This is a genomic window from Yersinia sp. 1252 StPb PI (genome assembly GCF_048593885.1).
Lineage (GTDB): Bacteria > Pseudomonadota > Gammaproteobacteria > Enterobacterales > Enterobacteriaceae > Yersinia > Yersinia enterocolitica_E.
In genome coordinates this window covers 1-17,162 of the sequence record NZ_JAZGQE010000037.1, presented here as the reverse complement: position 1 = coordinate 17,162, position 17,162 = coordinate 1, and the positions used below count along the sequence as shown (strand labels likewise).

Here is a 17,162-nt window from a genome sequence, read left to right as displayed (position 1 = left end):
ATTGTTTGATCTGTGCCACAAAGCAATCGATTACCCCGCTTTCTGCGAGCCAGTGCGAAAAAACCTACTTATGTCACACTTTTTATGCAAATTAGGTAACAAATTACCCCCACTATCTGTATAGAATGACGGAAAGCCTGCATTAAGCATCAGTGCTGGCTCGGAGCCAGAGCAAGGAGAAAGGCGTTGGAACATAAGAAAGAATTCACGATGGCTACCATGAAAGACGTTGCTGAAATGGCAGGTGTTTCAACTGCGACGGTGTCACGCGCACTGATGAACCCGGAAAAAGTGTCAACAGTCACCCGGCAAAAAGTGGAGCAAGCTGTTCTGGCGGTGGGTTATTCTCCTCATGCTTTGTCCCGCAATATTAAACGTAATGAATCGCGCACAATTCTGGTTATTGTACCGGATATTAGTGACCCGTTTTTTGCTGATATCATTCAAGGGATTGAGTATGCGGCAGCCCAGCAAGGTTATCTGATCTTAATTGGCGATTGCGCACAACAAACCCAGCAAGAGCGTAGCTTCGTTAACCTGATCATTACCAAGCAAATTGATGGCATGTTGTTGTTAGGTTCCAATCTGCCTTTTGATGCCAGCAAAGAAGAGCAGCGCAATTTGCCGCCAATGGTGATGGCAAACGAGTTCGCTCCTGAACTGGAACTGCCAACGGTACATATCGATAATCTGACTGCCGCTTATGAGGCGGTTAATTATCTACATGAATTGGGGCACAAACGTATTGCCTGTGTTGCCGGGCCGGAGAGTTTGCCGCTAAGCCATTATCGGCTCCAGGGCTATATTCAGGCACTGCGTCGTAATGGTATCGCTGTCGACAGTGACTATATTATGCGCGGTGACTTTAGCTATGAAGCTGGCGCAGAAACCTTTGCGGTGCTGATGGCATTGCCTCATCCCCCAACAGCAATATTTTGTCACAATGATGTGATGGCGATAGGCGCGATGTGGCAGGCAAAGAGAATGGGACTACGTATCCCGCAGGATGTCTCGCTGGTAGGCTTTGACGACCTGAAGTTGTCACAGTATTGTGATCCCCCTTTGACCACCGTGGCTCAACCACGTTATCAAATTGGTCAGCAAGCCATGTTACTATTACTTGAGCAGCTACAAGGGCATTCAGTACAAAGTGGCTCCCGGTTGTTAGACACCGAGTTAATTGTCAGGGAAAGTACTGCTGCGCCTAAACGCTAGGCAAATATTCAGGGGTTCAGTAACATGACGGACTTATTCCATCATCAAGACGCAGCGAAACGATAGTGGCACAAAGAGATTATGTAAGCCGAGGGCGCTCAGGAGCGCGGCGCAAAAGCACCAGCCGGAAAAAACGCAGTGCGCCAGCAGTATCTAAAACCGTGGTGGCGCTGGCCGTCGCGCTATTAGTGGTATTTGTTGGTGGCCTCTATTTCATCACCCACAATAAGCCGGGTGAGCTTCCGTTATTGCCCAGCCATGACCCTCGTACCGGTAATGGGTTACCGCCCAAACCGGAAGAGCGCTGGCGTTATATTAAAGAGCTGGAAAATCGCCAAATTGGTGTACCGATGCCAACAGAACCTTCTGCTGGTGGCGAAGTTAATTCCCAGACACAACTGACTAATGAGCAGCGCCAATTGCTAGAGCAGATGCAGGCAGATATGCGCCAGCAGCCAACGCAGTTATCAGAGGTTCCGTATAACCAGGGGATGCCGGTGCCACGCTCTGCTGTGACCATCAAACCACCGGTCACGACCCTGCAACAGCAGCCGCTAACACCGCCGCGCCAGACTACCGCGCCGGTACAGCAGCAGACGCAGGTACAATCGCCTGTGGCTACCCCACAGCGCGCGCAACCGGCAGCTCCGGTAACACCGGCCGTTACACCGCCGAAACCGGAGAAAGAAAAAGAGAAAGAGAAAGAAAAAGCGCAACGTTGGATGGTGCAGTGTGGTTCATTCAAAGCCATCGATCAGGCCGAATCTATCCGCGCCCAATTGGCATTTGGCGGTATCGAAAGCCGCATTACCAGCGGTGGTGGCTGGAATCGTGTGGTCCTTGGCCCTTACAGTACCAAAGCAGCCGCTGATAGTACCTTGCAACGTTTGAAAGGCGCGGGTCAATCAGGATGCATTCCCCTCGCTGTAGGGGGTTGAAAAGTAGCAATCCTCCCCCATTTATAATCTCAATATACCCCGTACTGTTTTTTGACAAACAGTACGGGGACTCATTCAGTCTGCAACGAGGGTCCGCTCGTGACAACAATTGTAAGTATACGCCGTAATGGTCATGTCGTTATTGGTGGTGATGGCCAGGTCACTCTGGGCAATACCGTAATGAAAGGTAATGCCAAAAAAGTACGCCTGCTATATCACAATAAAGTGATTGCGGGCTTTGCTGGTGGTACTGCTGATGCCTTTACGCTGTTTGAGCTGTTTGAGCGCAAACTGGAGATGCATCAAGGCCATCTGACTAAAGCGGCTGTCGAGTTAGCCAAAGACTGGCGCACTGATCGTATGTTACGCAAGCTTGAAGCACTACTGGCTGTAGCGGATGAAACAGCATCACTCATCATTACCGGCAACGGCGATGTTGTGCAACCAGAAGACGACCTGATTGCTATCGGTTCCGGTGGGCCTTATGCCCAATCTGCCGCGCGCGCGCTGTTAGACAATACTGAATTAAGTGCCAAAGATATCGTTGAGAAGTCTCTGAGCATTGCGGGGGATATCTGTATCTATACCAACCGCTTCCAAACCATCGAAGAATTAACGTATAAAGCGTAAGGATAGAGTGACATGTCTGAAATGACCCCACGCGAAATCGTCAGCGAACTTGATAGCTACATCATCGGCCAGGATAAAGCTAAACGTGCGGTGGCAATTGCCCTGCGTAACCGCTGGCGCCGTATGCAGCTCAATGAAGAGTTGCGTCACGAAGTTACCCCTAAAAACATTCTGATGATCGGTCCAACCGGTGTCGGTAAAACTGAAATTGCTCGCCGTCTGGCAAAATTGGCCAATGCGCCATTTATCAAAGTTGAAGCGACCAAATTCACCGAAGTGGGTTATGTTGGTAAAGAAGTGGATTCTATTATCCGCGATCTGACCGATGCGGCTGTGAAAATGGTTCGCCATCAATCAATTGAGAAAATGCGTTACCGGGCTGAAGAGTTAGCCGAAGAACGTATTCTGGACGTGTTGATTCCACCGGCCAAAAATAACTGGGGCCAGCCGGATGAAACACAAGAGCCATCCGCTACCCGCCAGGCTTTCCGCAAAAAATTGCGTGAAGGGCAACTGGACGACAAAGAGATTGAAATCGATCTGGCTGCTTCGCCGATGGGGGTTGAAATCATGGCACCTCCTGGCATGGAAGAGATGACTAACCAGTTACAATCTATGTTCCAGAACATCGCCGGTCAGAAACAAAAACCGCGTAAAGTCAAAATCAAAGACGCATTCAAACTGCTGATTGAGGAAGAAGGCGCGAAACTGGTCAATCCAGAAGAACTGAAACAGCAAGCGATTGATGCCGTTGAACAACACGGGATCGTGTTCATCGATGAAATCGATAAAATCTGTAAACGCGGTCAAACGTCAGGCCCGGATGTGTCCCGTGAAGGGGTACAGCGTGACTTGCTGCCATTGGTCGAAGGTTGCACCGTATCAACTAAACACGGCATGGTGAAAACTGACCATATCTTGTTTATTGCCTCCGGCGCATTCCAGGTGTCCAGCCCGTCAGATCTTATCCCGGAATTGCAAGGCCGCCTGCCAATCCGCGTTGAATTGCAGGCGCTGACCACCGATGATTTCGAGCGTATCCTGACCGAGCCAAGTGCCTCATTAACCGAGCAGTACAAAGCGCTGATGGCTACTGAAGGGGTTACCGTTGAATTTACTCGCGAAGGTATCCGCAAAATTGCTGAAGCAGCATGGCAGGTTAACGAGCGCACCGAGAATATCGGTGCACGCCGCTTGCATACCGTGCTGGAGCGTTTGATGGAAGATATCTCCTATGACGCTAGCGAAAGTAATGGCCAATCCATCACTATTGATGCTGTATATGTTGGTAAGCATCTTGATGAGCTGGTAGCAGATGAAGATCTGAGTCGTTTTATCCTATAATTCGCTTTATATCTTTATGCTGGATAAAATAGTCCGCCAGGACAATATCGAGTGGGAGGCATCGCCTCCCACTGTTGTTTTTTGACAGACATAATGTTTTTAACACGCCGATATGGGCGGACCAGACTCCTAATATAATAAAATGAAGCGAAACATGAGCCTATCAACCAACACCAGCCAGACCCAGGCTTGGCTGGAAAGCCTGCGACCACGAACCCTGCCACTGGCCTTTGCCTCAATCGTTACCGGTTCAGCCCTTGCTGTCTGGCTCGATAGTTTTAAACCTGCCGTAGCACTCCTCGCCTTATTAACTGCTGGCCTGCTGCAAATTCTATCTAATCTGGCTAATGATTACGGTGATGCCATCAAGGGCAGTGATACTGAAGAGCGTATCGGGCCATTGCGCGGGATGCAAAAAGGGATGATTACCCGCCAGCAGATGAAAGTGGCGCTGATTGTTACCGTTATTCTGACGATTATTTCCGGTATCGCACTCATTGCTGTGGCCTGTGAAAAACCCAGCGATGTTTTAGGCTTTTTATTGCTTGGGTTAATGGCAATTGTGGCAGCTATTACCTATACCGTCGGTAGCAAACCCTATGGTTATATGGGGCTGGGTGATATTTCAGTACTGGTCTTCTTCGGCTGGCTGAGTGTCGCGGGGACTTACTATCTCCAGGCTGGGCACTTTGACACTATCGTGATGTTACCCGCTACGGCCTGCGGTTTACTGGCAACTGCGGTTTTGAATATTAATAATTTGCGCGATATTGAAAACGACGCAGCTAATGGTAAAAACACGTTGGCAGTGCGTTTGGGGCCGGTGGTCGCACGTTATTATCATGCCATATTAATCGCGGCAGCAATTTTGTGCCTGGCAATATTCACGCTTCAGAATTTGCATAGCTGGGCCGGTTGGATCTTTATTCTAGCCGTTCCGTTACTGGTCAAACATGCGCTGTTTGTACTGCGTGAGCCTACTGCTGCTGGTATGCGCCCAATGCTTGAGCATATGGTTAAAGCCGCATTACTGACCAACGTTCTGTTTGCTGTCGGTCTGGTATTCAGTTAATCCCAGCGGTTTGTTCTTCAAACCTTCTCCGGGCCACACCCCATAAAGGCCAGCCCGGATAAATTTAACAATTGATGATTTTGCCAACAGTAGCCAGAAAGGGATATACTTAATCTCCCAGCCGCAACCAGACGTTAATCCTATGAAATATGATACTTCCGAACTCTGTGATACCTATCATGAAGAGGTAAATGTGGTAGAACCACTGTTCTCCAATTTTGGGGGGCGCACTTCATTTGGTGGCAAGATTACTACTGTAAAATGTTTCGAAGATAACGGCTTATTGTTCGACCTGCTTGAAGAAAATGGTCTGGGCCGAGTTCTGGTCGTTGACGGCGGTGGCTCGGTGCGCCGTGCATTAATCGATGCTGAGTTAGCTGAATTGGCATTGAAAAACGAGTGGGAAGGCATTGTGGTTTACGGTGCCGTGCGTCAGGTAGACGATCTGGCGGAGTTAGATATCGGTATTCAGGCAATGGCTGCAATTCCGGTAGGTGCGGCAGATGAAGGCATTGGTGAGAGCGACATCCGTGTGAACTTTGGCGGTGTAACGTTCTTCTCTGGTGACCACTTGTACGCAGATAACACTGGGATCATCTTGTCAGAAGAGCCACTGGATATTGAATAATATCCCTCTGATTTTCATAAGAAAGGGCGATATTGATATCGCCCTTTTTGCTACTTCGTATTTGCAGTAGCTACGTGACAAGCTGCCTTCAACAACCGATTACAATTGCATTAAGCCAGCCGGCACTTAGACTTCTTCCATCTTTCCCAACAGTGCCCGCAGACGATCCTGCCAAACATGCTGCTCTTGTTTTAGTTGCTCATTTTCGCGCACTAAGGCTTCACGGCCACCAGCAGCATCCTGAACTTCTTGGGACAGGGTGTTATTCTTCTCTTTCAGCTCTTCAATTTCCATCTGTAGCAAAGTGATGGTATCAATCGCCTGCTGAACTTTAACTTCCAATTTCTCAAATACTTCAAATGACATTCTTCGGTCCCCTTATGGTAGCAAGGCGTACATCTTTTGGTCGCAGTCATCATTCTTAGCCGACGTCGCCGTATTAACTAAGTCACCGTATCTACTGAGCTGACCCTCGGCAGATGAAACTGCTGTGAATACTTATCGCGCTATATATCCATCGAACTAGGTGTAACAAGCGCTATGTTCTAACGCGTTCCTTTGCAGAGGCAACGCAGCTTGATAAAAACGATGCTCTTGATAAACCGATTGTATGTAGCCAGCCCCCCCCTGTCTAGCGCCATACCGGTACAAACCACACTCTGTAGCAATTTCGTGTCAGTAACTATCAGCAAAAACCGAAAAACCGCTATGACCCATCCTGTAAAGTTATACATGCCTTTAACAACTGATAGCGAAACCACTGGTCTGATCACACTTTCAAAGTCCCTTAACAGCCGTGAATAACGCGAAATCGCTCATTTTTATGACACACCACACACATTTTGATTTCGCTATTTCTCGTTTGTGCTCGTTAACGATAAATTTACATCACTCCCTTCGCGGTTCGAAGGGCAAAAATAAGAAATACCCTATAAATCTCTGTCTGTAGGACATCTACTATGAGCCAAACCGCTAGTTCGACGTTGAAGGGCCAGTGTATTGCGGAGTTTCTCGGTACCGGTCTGCTGATCTTTTTTGGTGTAGGCTGCGTTGCTGCATTGAAGTTGGCTGGAGCCAGTTTTGGGCAGTGGGAAATCAGTATCATTTGGGGCCTGGGTGTTGCCATGGCCATCTATTTGACAGCAGCAATCTCAGGTGCACATCTTAATCCGGCCGTAACCATTGCATTGTGGTTATTCGCTTGTTTCGATCGCCGTAAAGTTCTCCCTTACATTGTGGCGCAGGTTGCCGGCGCATTTTGCGCTGCCGCGTTAGTGTACGGCCTCTATTACAACCTATTTGTCGATTTCGAACAAACGCACCAAGTGGTTCGCGGTAGCGCCGAGAGCCTGAATCTGGCCGGAATCTTCTCAACTTATCCAAATCCTCATATTTCTGTGTTCCAGGCCTTCCTGGTTGAAACAGTGATTACTGCCATTCTGATGTGTCTGATTCTGGCACTGACCGATGATGGTAATGGTATTCCACGCGGCCCACTGGCTCCTCTACTGATTGGTATCTTGATTGCCGTTATCGGTGCATCTATGGGTCCATTGACTGGGTTTGCATTGAATCCAGCACGTGACTTTGGTCCAAAGGTATTTGCTTATCTGGCAGGTTGGGGCGAAATTGCCTTCACTGGCGGGCGTGATATTCCTTACTTCCTGGTCCCTATTTTCGGGCCTATCGTCGGTGCATTACTTGGTGCTTTCGGTTATCGCGCCCTGATTGGCCGCCATTTACCGTGCGATGTCTGCGTGGTTGATGATGAAGAAACCACGGTAACGACCACAGAACGTAAAGCATAAATAATAGATACTACCCAATAGATTTACGGCAACTTAAAAGTAGGCTAACTATGACAACTGAAAATACTACTCAAAAGAAATACATTGTTGCGCTTGATCAGGGAACCACCAGCTCCAGAGCCGTGGTGCTGGATCATGATGCCAATATCGTGAGTGTTTCTCAGCGCGAATTCACTCAAATTTACCCGAAAGCCGGTTGGGTTGAACATGACCCGATGGAAATCTGGGCGACGCAAAGCTCAACACTGGTTGAAGTACTGGCAAAAGCCGGTATCAGTTCTGACGAAATCGCCGGTATCGGTATTACCAACCAACGTGAAACAACCATTGTTTGGGATAAAGTAACTGGGAAACCAGTGTATAACGCCATTGTTTGGCAATGCCGTCGTACTGCTGATATCTGCGAAAAACTGAAAAAAGAAGGGCTGGAAGAGTACATCCGTTACAACACCGGCCTGGTGGTCGACCCTTACTTCTCCGGCACCAAAGTGAAATGGATCCTTGATAACGTCGAGGGTGCCCGTGAGCGCGCTGAACGCGGTGAGTTACTGTTTGGTACGGTGGATACCTGGCTGGTATGGAACATGACCCAAGGCCGCGTACACGTTACGGATTACACAAACGCATCACGTACCATGATGTTTAATATCCGTACCAAAGAGTGGGATGACCGTATGCTGAAAGCGCTGAATATTCCGCGCGCTATGCTGCCTGAAGTCCGTCCATCCTCAGAAGTTTACGGCCAGACCAACATTGGTGGTAAAGGCGGGACCCGTATTCCAATCGCAGGGATCGCGGGTGACCAGCAAGCGGCCTTGTTCGGTCAACTTTGTGTACAACCCGGTATGGCCAAAAATACCTACGGAACCGGCTGTTTCCTGTTGATGAATACCGGTACAGAAGCCGTTCAGTCTACTCATGGCCTGCTGACTACTATTGCCTGCGGCCCACGAGGTGAAGTTAACTATGCACTGGAAGGCGCGGTATTTATTGGCGGCGCATCTATCCAGTGGCTGCGTGATGAGCTAAAACTGATCAGTGATGCTACCGACTCCGAATATTTCGCCACTAAAGTGAAAGACAGCAACGGCGTATACGTAGTGCCAGCGTTCACCGGCCTCGGCGCCCCTTATTGGGACCCGTATGCCCGAGGTGCGATTTTCGGCCTAACACGTGGGGTTAACAGTAACCACATTATCCGTGCAACCCTTGAATCGATTGCTTACCAGACGCGTGATGTACTGGATGCGATGCAGGCAGATGCCGGCGAACGTCTGAAATCACTGCGTGTGGACGGTGGTGCGGTGGCGAATAACTTCCTGATGCAGTTCCAGGCCGATATTCTGGGTACCCGCGTTGAGCGCCCAGCGGTTCGTGAAAGTACCGCTCTCGGTGCTGCGTTCCTGGCAGGTCTTGCGACTGGCTTCTGGAGTGATCTGGATGAAGTGAAAAGCAAGGCAACGATTGAACGCGAATTCCGCCCAGGGATTGAAACCACTGAACGTGATGTTCGCTACCGTGGCTGGAAGAAAGCCGTGGCACGTGCCCAGGCATGGGAAGAACACGAAGAGTAACGGCCCGCTTGTTTTACACTGTTTTTTGTAAACCAAAGGCGCCATCATCCCTGATGGTGCCTTTTTATTGTGAAAAATCTCATCCCGCCAAAAGACACCCCTACGGCTTTACTTCGCAAAGATGGTAGAATTCCTGCTTACATCCTTCTTCTATTACCCTAAATAATTCGAGTTGCAGAAAGGCAGCAAGCGAGAAAAGCCCCAAGAGCTTACATTAAGTAGGTGACTGGGATGACAAATCTGCTTGCAGCGGCCTCGCCTTGCGAGGCCCATGGACGGGCCGAGTAACGAGCGTAGCCAACACACATGCAGCTTGAAGTATGACGGGGATACAGGTCTAACCATGAAACGTGAACTAGCCATCGAGTTTTCCCGTGTCACCGAAGCTGCCGCGCTGGCAGGCTATAAGTGGCTGGGCCGGGGCGATAAGAATGCCGCCGACGGCGCTGCCGTACGGGCCATGCGTATTATGCTCAATCAAGTCAATATTGATGGGCAGATTGTTATCGGTGAAGGTGAAATCGATGAAGCACCGATGCTGTTTATCGGTGAAAACGTGGGGACCGGTCAAGGTGATGCTGTTGATATTGCGGTTGACCCGATTGAAGGCACCCGTATGACAGCCATGGGCCAGGCAAATGCGCTGGCAGTGCTGGCAGTGGGAGATAAAGGGACATTTTTACATGCCCCGGATATGTACATGGAAAAGCTGGTGGTTGGACCGGGAGCCAAAGGGGCTATCGACCTTAACCTACCGCTGGAACAAAACCTGCGCAATATCGCCATCAAGCTCAATAAACCCTTGAGTGATTTAACTGTTATCACGCTGGCTAAACCACGCCATGACGGTATCATCGCTGAAATGCAGCAACTTGGGGTGAAAGTGTTTGCCATTCCAGATGGCGACGTGGCAGCGTCCATTTTGACCTGCATGCCAGAAAGCGAAGTCGATGTGATGTACTGCATCGGTGGTGCGCCTGAAGGTGTCATTTCTGCTGCGGTGATCCGTGCACTGGATGGCGATATGCAAGGCCGCTTGTTGCCACGCCATCAAGTTAAGGGCGATAACGAAGATAACCGCCGTATGGGTGAACAAGAATTGATACGTTGCAAATCCATGGGTATTGAAGCAGGTAAGGTGCTGTTATTGGGGGATATGGCCCGTAATGACAATGTGATTTTCTCTGCAACCGGTATTACCAAAGGCGACTTGCTGGAAGGGATTTATCGTAAAGGCAACATGGCGACCACTGAGACACTGCTGATCCGGGGTAAATCCCGCACTATCCGCCGTATCCGTTCGACCCATTTTCTTGATCGCAAAGACTCAGCCTTACACGAGTTCTTGCTGTAAACCGCCCCGTGAATCTTTTTCGTCCTCTTTGAGCAAAAAATAAAACGGGTACCGCATTAAATCAGTACCCGTTTTTATCTGCCGACTTAAGCATGATGCTCTTGTGGTTGCATCCGATGAGATAACGGCCACCAGCACAGCAAAATCAGAATTGCCATGGCAAACATCAGTAGCCCCAAACTAAATTGCCCGGTTTGTGGCAGCATAGCTGACAACCAGGTAGCCAATCCTGATCCCATATTCTGCAATCCCCCCACTAATGCCCCTGCCGCACCGGCCAGGTATGGAAACGGCTCCATGGCACCGGTAGTTGCCAGTGGGAACAGCATTCCGGCACCAAAGAAGAACAACGCTGCCGGTATCACCAGCGTCCAGATATTCATGATGCCGAACCAACCAGGGATCCACATCATCAACCCGGCCAGCAAGCAACTAATAACCGAATGCCACATCAGGCTGTGAAAGGTTTTACCCTCGCGCCCGGCATACCATGCACCGAAAAATGCGGCGGGGATCGGCAGAATAAACAGAATACTGACCATCATACCGCTCAGCCCCAGCACACCCCCCATCAACACGCCGGCACTGGCTTCAAATACGGCAATCCCGGCCAACGCTCCAATCAACATGATTAAATAGCAGCTAAAGGCCCGGTCAGAGAGTAACAGGCGGAAGCTGGCCAACATTCGCCGCTTTTCAGTTTGCTGTGGCCGAGTCTCCGGCAACCAGCGGAACATACAAAACGCCACACCACCACACAGAAATAGCAAGAACGCATAGCAAGCGCGCCAGCCAAATAGACTGGCCAGCACTCCGCCGATAACCGGTGCCATTAAAGGGCTGACTAAAATACCCATATTTAACATGCTGTTGGCGTAACGTAGCACCGTACCGGCATATAAATCCCGTGGCATGGTGCGTGCCATCACACCTGCAACTCCCGTCCCCATCCCCTGCAAAGCGCTGGCAGCAACCAACATGGTCAGGCTATCCGCCAGCCAAGCCCCAAGCGCGCCCAACATGAATATCATCATACCGACCAGAATCACTGGCCGGCGACCAACCCGGTCTGATAGCGGGCCATAAATCAATTGTGAAAAACCATAGGTCAATAGATACGCTGCCATCACGCGCTGCACCACTCCGGTGCGAACCGATAAATCACGGGCGATATCCGAGATAACCGGCACATAAATGGTTTGTGCCATCTGACCAACGGCAACCAGGAGGATCAACATAACCAGCAGGTGGAAATTTTCTATTTTTCTCATTGTCTTAACTAGTCTATTAGCCGGACTACGTGCCACATTGATATTGAAAAAGTGACACACCTCACTATTGGCGCATAAGCTAACAAATCTAGGAATTTTAGCGAGCCAGCACGACATATTGCTAAACAGCCAACTGGCAGATAAAAACACCATGGGCGTAAAGTAAACTGTCCATCTCGGCAGGGACCGGTATTCTCCAGTAGATAAAACAGGACATAACATTTAATCGATAATACTTTTCAGCTAGATACCATAAAATATCGCCATCGCTTTAGGCATCACTTCAGATAAGCATATGACGGGAAAAGAATTATGGCTGAATGGGTTAGTGGCAAGATTACTCACATCGAACGCTGGACAGATTCTCTGTTTAGTATTCGGGTCAATGCGCCAATTGACCCCTTTACTGCCGGTCAATTTGCCAAGCTGGCGTTAGATATTAATGGTGAGCGAGTGCAACGGGCTTATTCGTATGTCAATGCACCGAGCGACGAAAATCTGGAGTTTTATCTGGTCACAGTACCGGAAGGCAAACTCAGCCCACGGCTGGACCAGTTGCCCGTAGGCGGTGAAGTGATGGTCACCAAGCAAGCGGCGGGCTTCTTTGTGCTAGAAGAGATCCCCGATTGCGATACCTTGTGGATGCTAGCCACCGGCACCGCGATTGGCCCCTATCTGTCAATTTTACAGGAAGGGCGTGATTTAGAACGCTTCCAAAATCTGGTGTTGGTCCATGCGGCACGTTTCGCCCGTGACCTCAGCTACCTGCCACTGATGCAACAACTTGAACAGCGCTACAACGGCAAGTTACGTATCCAAACAGTGGTGAGCCGTGAGGAGTCCCACGGTTCATTGACAGGCAGAGTTCCGGCATTGATTGAGAATGGCTCACTGGAAGCGGCTGTCGGCCTGAAAATTGACGCGCATGACAGCCATGTAATGCTATGCGGTAACCCGCAGATGGTGCGAGATACTCAGCAGTTGCTGAAAGAGCAGCGCGAGATGCGAAAACATTTGCGCCGTAAACCGGGGCATATGACCAGCGAGCAATATTGGTAATAAAAAGTGAACCAAGGGTTGGCATGTTGCCCTTGGTTCACTTTAGATAGCAAGGTGCAGGTGTTATTGCGCCTTCTCCGCCAAATATTTCACGGGTACCGCTTCAGGGCCAAAACGGTTATTCCCCTCGGTACCGACAAAAGCACCACAATCAATAAACATCATGACGATAATAAGCGTAGGGATGAAACGCCCAACCCCCCACTGCCAGATAGGTGCCAACATCTGCCAATTACCGGCCATCAGCATCCAGGCCAGTACCACCAAAAATGCCCACCAACCGGCTTTATTACGGTCATGAAGCCGTTTAACCACCACTGCCGCCGTTGGCCACAGCAAAAAAACAATCGCAAAAGCCGCAGTCTGAATAGGTAACCAATCCTTACCTGCCAGCGTAAAAACAACCAGCATTGCCAACAGCCACAAACCAATCCAGATCCAAAAGTCCCGCCGCCCGATACGGCCTTTAAACGAGAAACACCACTGCTGTATTGTCATCAATGAACCGATCCATTTACCTGATATAATTTACAGTTGATATATACTCAATAGAGTACCCCAATGCCGCAACTAACCTATAATCTTTGCAGTGAATTTTGACAATCACCCTCAATTACCGCTTTAATCCCCTACACACACTTCTAACGACGGCATAAGTCATGAGAAAAGAGAGAGTCGCGATACTGGCAATACTGCTGCTAATAGCAACAGTTAGCCGCGCTCATGCCGACCCCGCAGACGACAGCGGTCAGCCAACGGAAGAGGCTCAGCCGACCGCGCCTTATCTACTTTCTGGCGCGCCGACTTTTGATTTAACACTGGTCAAATTCCGTGAAAGCTATAACCGCACGAACCCAACACTGCCTCTCAGTGAGTTTCATGCGATTACAGTAAAAGATGATCTGCCCCCACTGACTCGGGCTGCCAGTAAGATTAATGAGAATCTCTATGCTTCGACCGCACTGGAAAAAGGTACCGGTAAGATTAAGACCTTACAAATTACCTATTTGCCGATAAAAGGGAGTGAAGAGAAAGCGGCCCGACTAGTGGCTGTCAATTATATGGCAGCCCTGATGCGCCAGTTTGAGCCCACACTCACGCTCCAGCAAAGTCTCGATAATGTGCAGCAACTGCTGACACAAGGTAAAGGTTCGCCTTTCTATGCCCATCCCGTTGGCGCAATTCGCTATGTGGTAGCGGATAACGGCGAAAAAGGGCTAACTTTCGCTGTTGAACCGATTAAGCTGTCACTATCTGAAGCATAGTCTTGCCGCAATTAATGACGAAAAGCAAAGCCATTGCCACTAATCATCTCTATACTGTTGGACAGGTAAACTGCCTGTCGGGCAGTCATTATTATTGACCCTCGCGTCCCCTTGTTGGAGGAAGAAACATGCGTCATCCATTAGTTATGGGTAACTGGAAGCTGAACGGTAGCACTAACATGGTCAAAGAGCTTATCGCTGGCCTGCGTACAGAACTGAGCACCGTTGACGGTTGTGGTGTTGCTATTGCCCCACCGACTATCTATCTGAATCAAGCTAAGCACGAGTTGGCAGGTAGCCGCATCTCTCTGGGTGCACAGAATGTTGATGTGAACCTGTCTGGCGCATTTACTGGTGAAACCTCTGCTGACATGCTGAAAGATATCGGTGCACAGTACATCATCATCGGTCACTCTGAGCGCCGTACTTATCACAAAGAAAGTGATGAATTCATCGCCAAGAAATTTGGCGTTCTGAAAGAAGCCGGTCTGATCCCTGTTTTGTGTATCGGTGAATCCGAAGCAGAAAACGAAGCGGGCCAAACTGAAGCAGTCTGCGCCAAACAACTGGATGCGGTGCTGACTACTTTGGGCGTAAAAGCGTTCGAAGGCGCAGTCATTGCTTATGAACCAATTTGGGCAATCGGTACTGGCAAATCAGCCACTCCGGCACAGGCTCAGGCAGTTCATAAATTCATCCGTGACCATATCGCGAAACAAGATGCCGCGGTTGCAGCACAAGTTATCATTCAGTACGGCGGTTCTGTTAACGACAAAAACGCAGCAGAGCTGTTCACCCAGCCTGATATCGATGGCGCACTGGTTGGCGGCGCATCACTGAAAGCAGATGCTTTTGCGGTTATCGTGAAAGCAGCAGCGAAAGCTAAAAAAGCCTGATTTAGGTTTTAAGCTACTGATTAAGCTGGGCATATAATGTTCCGGCTTTTTTATTGATATCTTCGTGAAATGCTGTTTTATACAGTTCAATTCCACCATCACCTATCGAGCCGAGAAATTTGCTTATCTCCGCGCATTTTCCTGCAATATTATCAAGATCACATTCAACATAAGTCTTTTTCTGCGTATCAAAAAAATGAATCAGTTTACTGTCTTTAAATTTAATCACATTACAGACATGGCCTTGTGTCGCCCCTGGTAAGAAGCGCCATAAGGCTGGTCGATAGATAACAAGGATGCCGTTTAATGCATCATCAGGCTGAGATTTTCGTAACTCAGAAATCAGTTCAGTAACAGAACAGCAACTTTCAGTTGGTAGCCCCATTTTTCCCTTTACATCCGCTCCTCTCAATTCTGGCATTGCAAGATATACATTATTCTTCTCGAATGTCTCAGCAAAGGCTGTTGCACAAGAGGCACAATTAGTTTGACCAAAACCATGGATACCCAATAACGCAAGCAAAGCCGCCAAAGGCCGTAACAATAGTGGTGGTTTACCGTCGCAATTGACTTTGTTTAATAAATAGTTTTCTAAGTACTCTTTTATGGTGCCAAAGCGGGAAAAGTTCTCAGGCTTTATCCCTTCGGGATCTTTCCTGTTTTCTATTACTTTGGGGGATATACAGGTATAGTTATTGTCTTGTATGACTGGTTGTTGTTGTATAACTTCGAATGAATCATCAGCTGACTCATTGTCCACTCGTAATGATAAAGCGCCACTCCCTCTTGTTAAGCTTGGTTCTGAGCTTGAAGCCGAATATTGAGTATTTTGTGAACCCACAGTAGAAATCGTATTAGTAATCATATATGCCCCTATAAATTACCCAGCCTTATTAGCTTATCTGACTAAATAACGCATTCAGTACCAGTTGGCGAATCGGAGCGTTTTTATCTGTAAAAAAGGAAACATTTATGAAAACAAATACGGAATTAATACAGCCAATATAACAAAACGCCCGCAAAACTAACTTACGGACGTCCGGTTAGATAAAACGGTTATCGCTTACTTATTTCGTCAAATATGCCACCAGTGGCGAAATGTGTCTGCTGTGCTTTCGTCCAGCCACCGAACACTTCATCGATAGTAAACAACTTCAATTTCGGGAACTCGTTGGCGAATTTAGCCGCCACTGCCGGATCCCGTGGCCGATAGTAATTCTTGGCAGCAATAGTCTGGCCTTCTGGCGAATAGAGGTATGTTAAGTAAGCATCCGCCACTTCCCGGGTACCACGCTTATCAACCACTTTATCCACTACAGATACCGTCGGTTCAGCCAAAATAGAGACACTTGGCGTGATGATATCAAACTTGTCTTTACCTACTTCATTCACCGCCAGCAGAGCTTCGTTCTCCCAGGCAATCAGCACATCGCCAATACCGCGCTCAACAAAGGTATTCGTGGCACCACGCGCGCCTGAGTCCAACACTTCCACATTCTTATACAGCGTTTTAACGAATTCCTGCGCTTTAGCCTGATCATTATTGTTGTGTTCTAACGCATAACCCCATGCCGCCAGATAGTTCCAACGCGCGCCACCCGAGGTTTTCGGATTAGGTGTAATGACCGAAATTCCTGGTTTCACTAAATCTGACCAGTCATGAATCTGTTTCGGGTTCCCTTTACGCACCAGGAACACGATAGTTGAGGTATACGGCGCAGAGTTATCAGGCAGGCGCTTAATCCAGTTTTTATCAATACGACCACGCTCAGCAATAGCATCGACATCATATGCCAGTGCTAATGTCACCACATCAGCTTCAATACCATTAATAACCGAGGTCGCCTGCTTACCGGAACCGCCATGTGATTGACGCACCGTCACCTTATCACCGGTTTGCTGTTGCCAATGCTTACTGAATGCCTGGTTATATTCCTGATAGAATTCACGTGTCGGATCATATGACACATTCAGTAGTTGGATATCTTTTGCCATGGCACCTGATGCCAGCAGCAGTAATGACAGACCTACACCCCATTTACGCATTGACCCGCTCCCATAAATATTGTTATTAATTAAATAGTTATTAACCTATACCCTAAATAATT

17 protein-coding genes are annotated in these 17,162 nt (G+C 48.7%); 12 read left to right on the top strand and 5 right to left on the bottom strand.

Translation table 11 applies throughout. From position 1 onward, the window contains the following. Positions 1 to 186 precede the first annotated feature (186 nt). From cytR to rraA, 6 genes are all read left to right on the top strand, one after another. Positions 187 to 1,215, top strand: a complete 1,029-nt coding sequence (gene cytR, locus V2A85_RS08065; protein ID WP_083161782.1) for a DNA-binding transcriptional regulator CytR — start codon at positions 187 to 189, stop codon at positions 1,213 to 1,215. Between the two features lie 65 nt (positions 1,216 to 1,280). Further along, positions 1,281 to 2,153: a cell division protein FtsN gene (gene ftsN, locus V2A85_RS08060; protein ID WP_420071219.1), complete on the top strand. Its 873-nt coding sequence runs from the start codon at positions 1,281 to 1,283 to the stop codon at positions 2,151 to 2,153. A gap of 99 nt (positions 2,154 to 2,252) precedes the next feature. Then, complete coding sequence (gene hslV / locus V2A85_RS08055; protein WP_420071218.1) at positions 2,253 to 2,783, top strand: ATP-dependent protease subunit HslV; 531 nt, start codon at positions 2,253 to 2,255, stop codon at positions 2,781 to 2,783. 12 nt (positions 2,784 to 2,795) lie between these two features. Continuing rightward, the gene (hslU, locus tag V2A85_RS08050) at positions 2,796 to 4,127 is read left to right on the top strand and encodes an HslU--HslV peptidase ATPase subunit (protein WP_083161778.1); all 1,332 of its coding nucleotides are present in this window, start codon (positions 2,796 to 2,798) and stop codon (positions 4,125 to 4,127) included. A gap of 154 nt (positions 4,128 to 4,281) precedes the next feature. Then, complete coding sequence (locus V2A85_RS08045; RefSeq protein WP_083161776.1) at positions 4,282 to 5,199, top strand: 1,4-dihydroxy-2-naphthoate polyprenyltransferase; 918 nt, start codon at positions 4,282 to 4,284, stop codon at positions 5,197 to 5,199. 142 nt (positions 5,200 to 5,341) lie between these two features. Next, positions 5,342 to 5,827, top strand: a complete 486-nt coding sequence (rraA, locus tag V2A85_RS08040; protein WP_083161774.1) for a ribonuclease E activity regulator RraA — start codon at positions 5,342 to 5,344, stop codon at positions 5,825 to 5,827. A gap of 126 nt (positions 5,828 to 5,953) precedes the next feature. Here rraA and zapB read toward each other — a convergent pair whose 3' ends face one another. Then, entirely contained in the window at positions 5,954 to 6,193 is a 240-nt protein-coding gene (zapB, locus tag V2A85_RS08035) for a septal ring assembly protein ZapB (RefSeq protein WP_004704796.1), read from the bottom strand. A gap of 593 nt (positions 6,194 to 6,786) precedes the next feature. Here zapB and V2A85_RS08030 point away from each other — a divergent pair. The 3 genes from V2A85_RS08030 to glpX all read left to right on the top strand — a co-directional run bounded on the left by V2A85_RS08030 (position 6,787) and on the right by glpX (position 10,563). Continuing rightward, complete coding sequence (locus tag V2A85_RS08030; protein WP_083161772.1) at positions 6,787 to 7,635, top strand: MIP/aquaporin family protein; 849 nt, start codon at positions 6,787 to 6,789, stop codon at positions 7,633 to 7,635. 50 nt (positions 7,636 to 7,685) lie between these two features. Next, entirely contained in the window at positions 7,686 to 9,209 is a 1,524-nt protein-coding gene (gene glpK / locus V2A85_RS08025; RefSeq protein WP_083161770.1) for a glycerol kinase GlpK, read from the top strand. Between the two features lie 343 nt (positions 9,210 to 9,552). Continuing rightward, positions 9,553 to 10,563, top strand: a complete 1,011-nt coding sequence (gene glpX, locus V2A85_RS08020; RefSeq protein WP_083161768.1) for a class II fructose-bisphosphatase — start codon at positions 9,553 to 9,555, stop codon at positions 10,561 to 10,563. An 86-nt stretch (positions 10,564 to 10,649) separates the two neighbouring features. Here glpX and emrD read toward each other — a convergent pair whose 3' ends face one another. Next, on the bottom strand, positions 10,650 to 11,834 hold the full coding sequence (emrD, locus tag V2A85_RS08015) for a multidrug efflux MFS transporter EmrD (protein WP_420071217.1): 1,185 nt from the start codon (positions 11,832 to 11,834) through the stop codon (positions 10,650 to 10,652). Between the two features lie 312 nt (positions 11,835 to 12,146). Here emrD and fpr point away from each other — a divergent pair, with 312 nt between their 5' ends. After that, positions 12,147 to 12,893 (top strand): ferredoxin--NADP(+) reductase, encoded by a 747-nt coding sequence (fpr, locus tag V2A85_RS08010; protein ID WP_372560123.1) that lies wholly within the window; start codon positions 12,147 to 12,149, stop codon positions 12,891 to 12,893. Between the two features lie 63 nt (positions 12,894 to 12,956). Here the strand turns inward: fpr and V2A85_RS08005 are convergent, their stop codons facing one another. Continuing rightward, positions 12,957 to 13,391, bottom strand: a complete 435-nt coding sequence (locus V2A85_RS08005; RefSeq protein ID WP_372560124.1) for a DUF805 domain-containing protein — start codon at positions 13,389 to 13,391, stop codon at positions 12,957 to 12,959. A gap of 161 nt (positions 13,392 to 13,552) precedes the next feature. Here V2A85_RS08005 and V2A85_RS08000 point away from each other — a divergent pair, with 161 nt between their 5' ends. Next, a complete protein-coding gene (locus V2A85_RS08000) occupies positions 13,553 to 14,158 on the top strand; it encodes a DUF1454 family protein (RefSeq protein ID WP_102970506.1) in 606 nt (201 codons plus the stop codon). A 128-nt stretch (positions 14,159 to 14,286) separates the two neighbouring features. Further along, a complete protein-coding gene (gene tpiA / locus V2A85_RS07995) occupies positions 14,287 to 15,054 on the top strand; it encodes a triose-phosphate isomerase (protein WP_420071216.1) in 768 nt (255 codons plus the stop codon). Between the two features lie 13 nt (positions 15,055 to 15,067). On the opposite strand, the gene V2A85_RS07990 is transcribed toward tpiA, so the two are convergent. Together V2A85_RS07990 and V2A85_RS07985 are read right to left on the bottom strand one after the other, a co-directional pair. Next, positions 15,068 to 15,919, bottom strand: coding sequence for a hypothetical protein (locus V2A85_RS07990; protein WP_420071215.1), 852 nt, complete (start codon positions 15,917 to 15,919; stop codon positions 15,068 to 15,070). A 191-nt stretch (positions 15,920 to 16,110) separates the two neighbouring features. Continuing rightward, positions 16,111 to 17,100, bottom strand: coding sequence for a sulfate ABC transporter substrate-binding protein (locus V2A85_RS07985; protein WP_420071214.1), 990 nt, complete (start codon positions 17,098 to 17,100; stop codon positions 16,111 to 16,113). Positions 17,101 to 17,162: the final 62 nt, after the last annotated feature.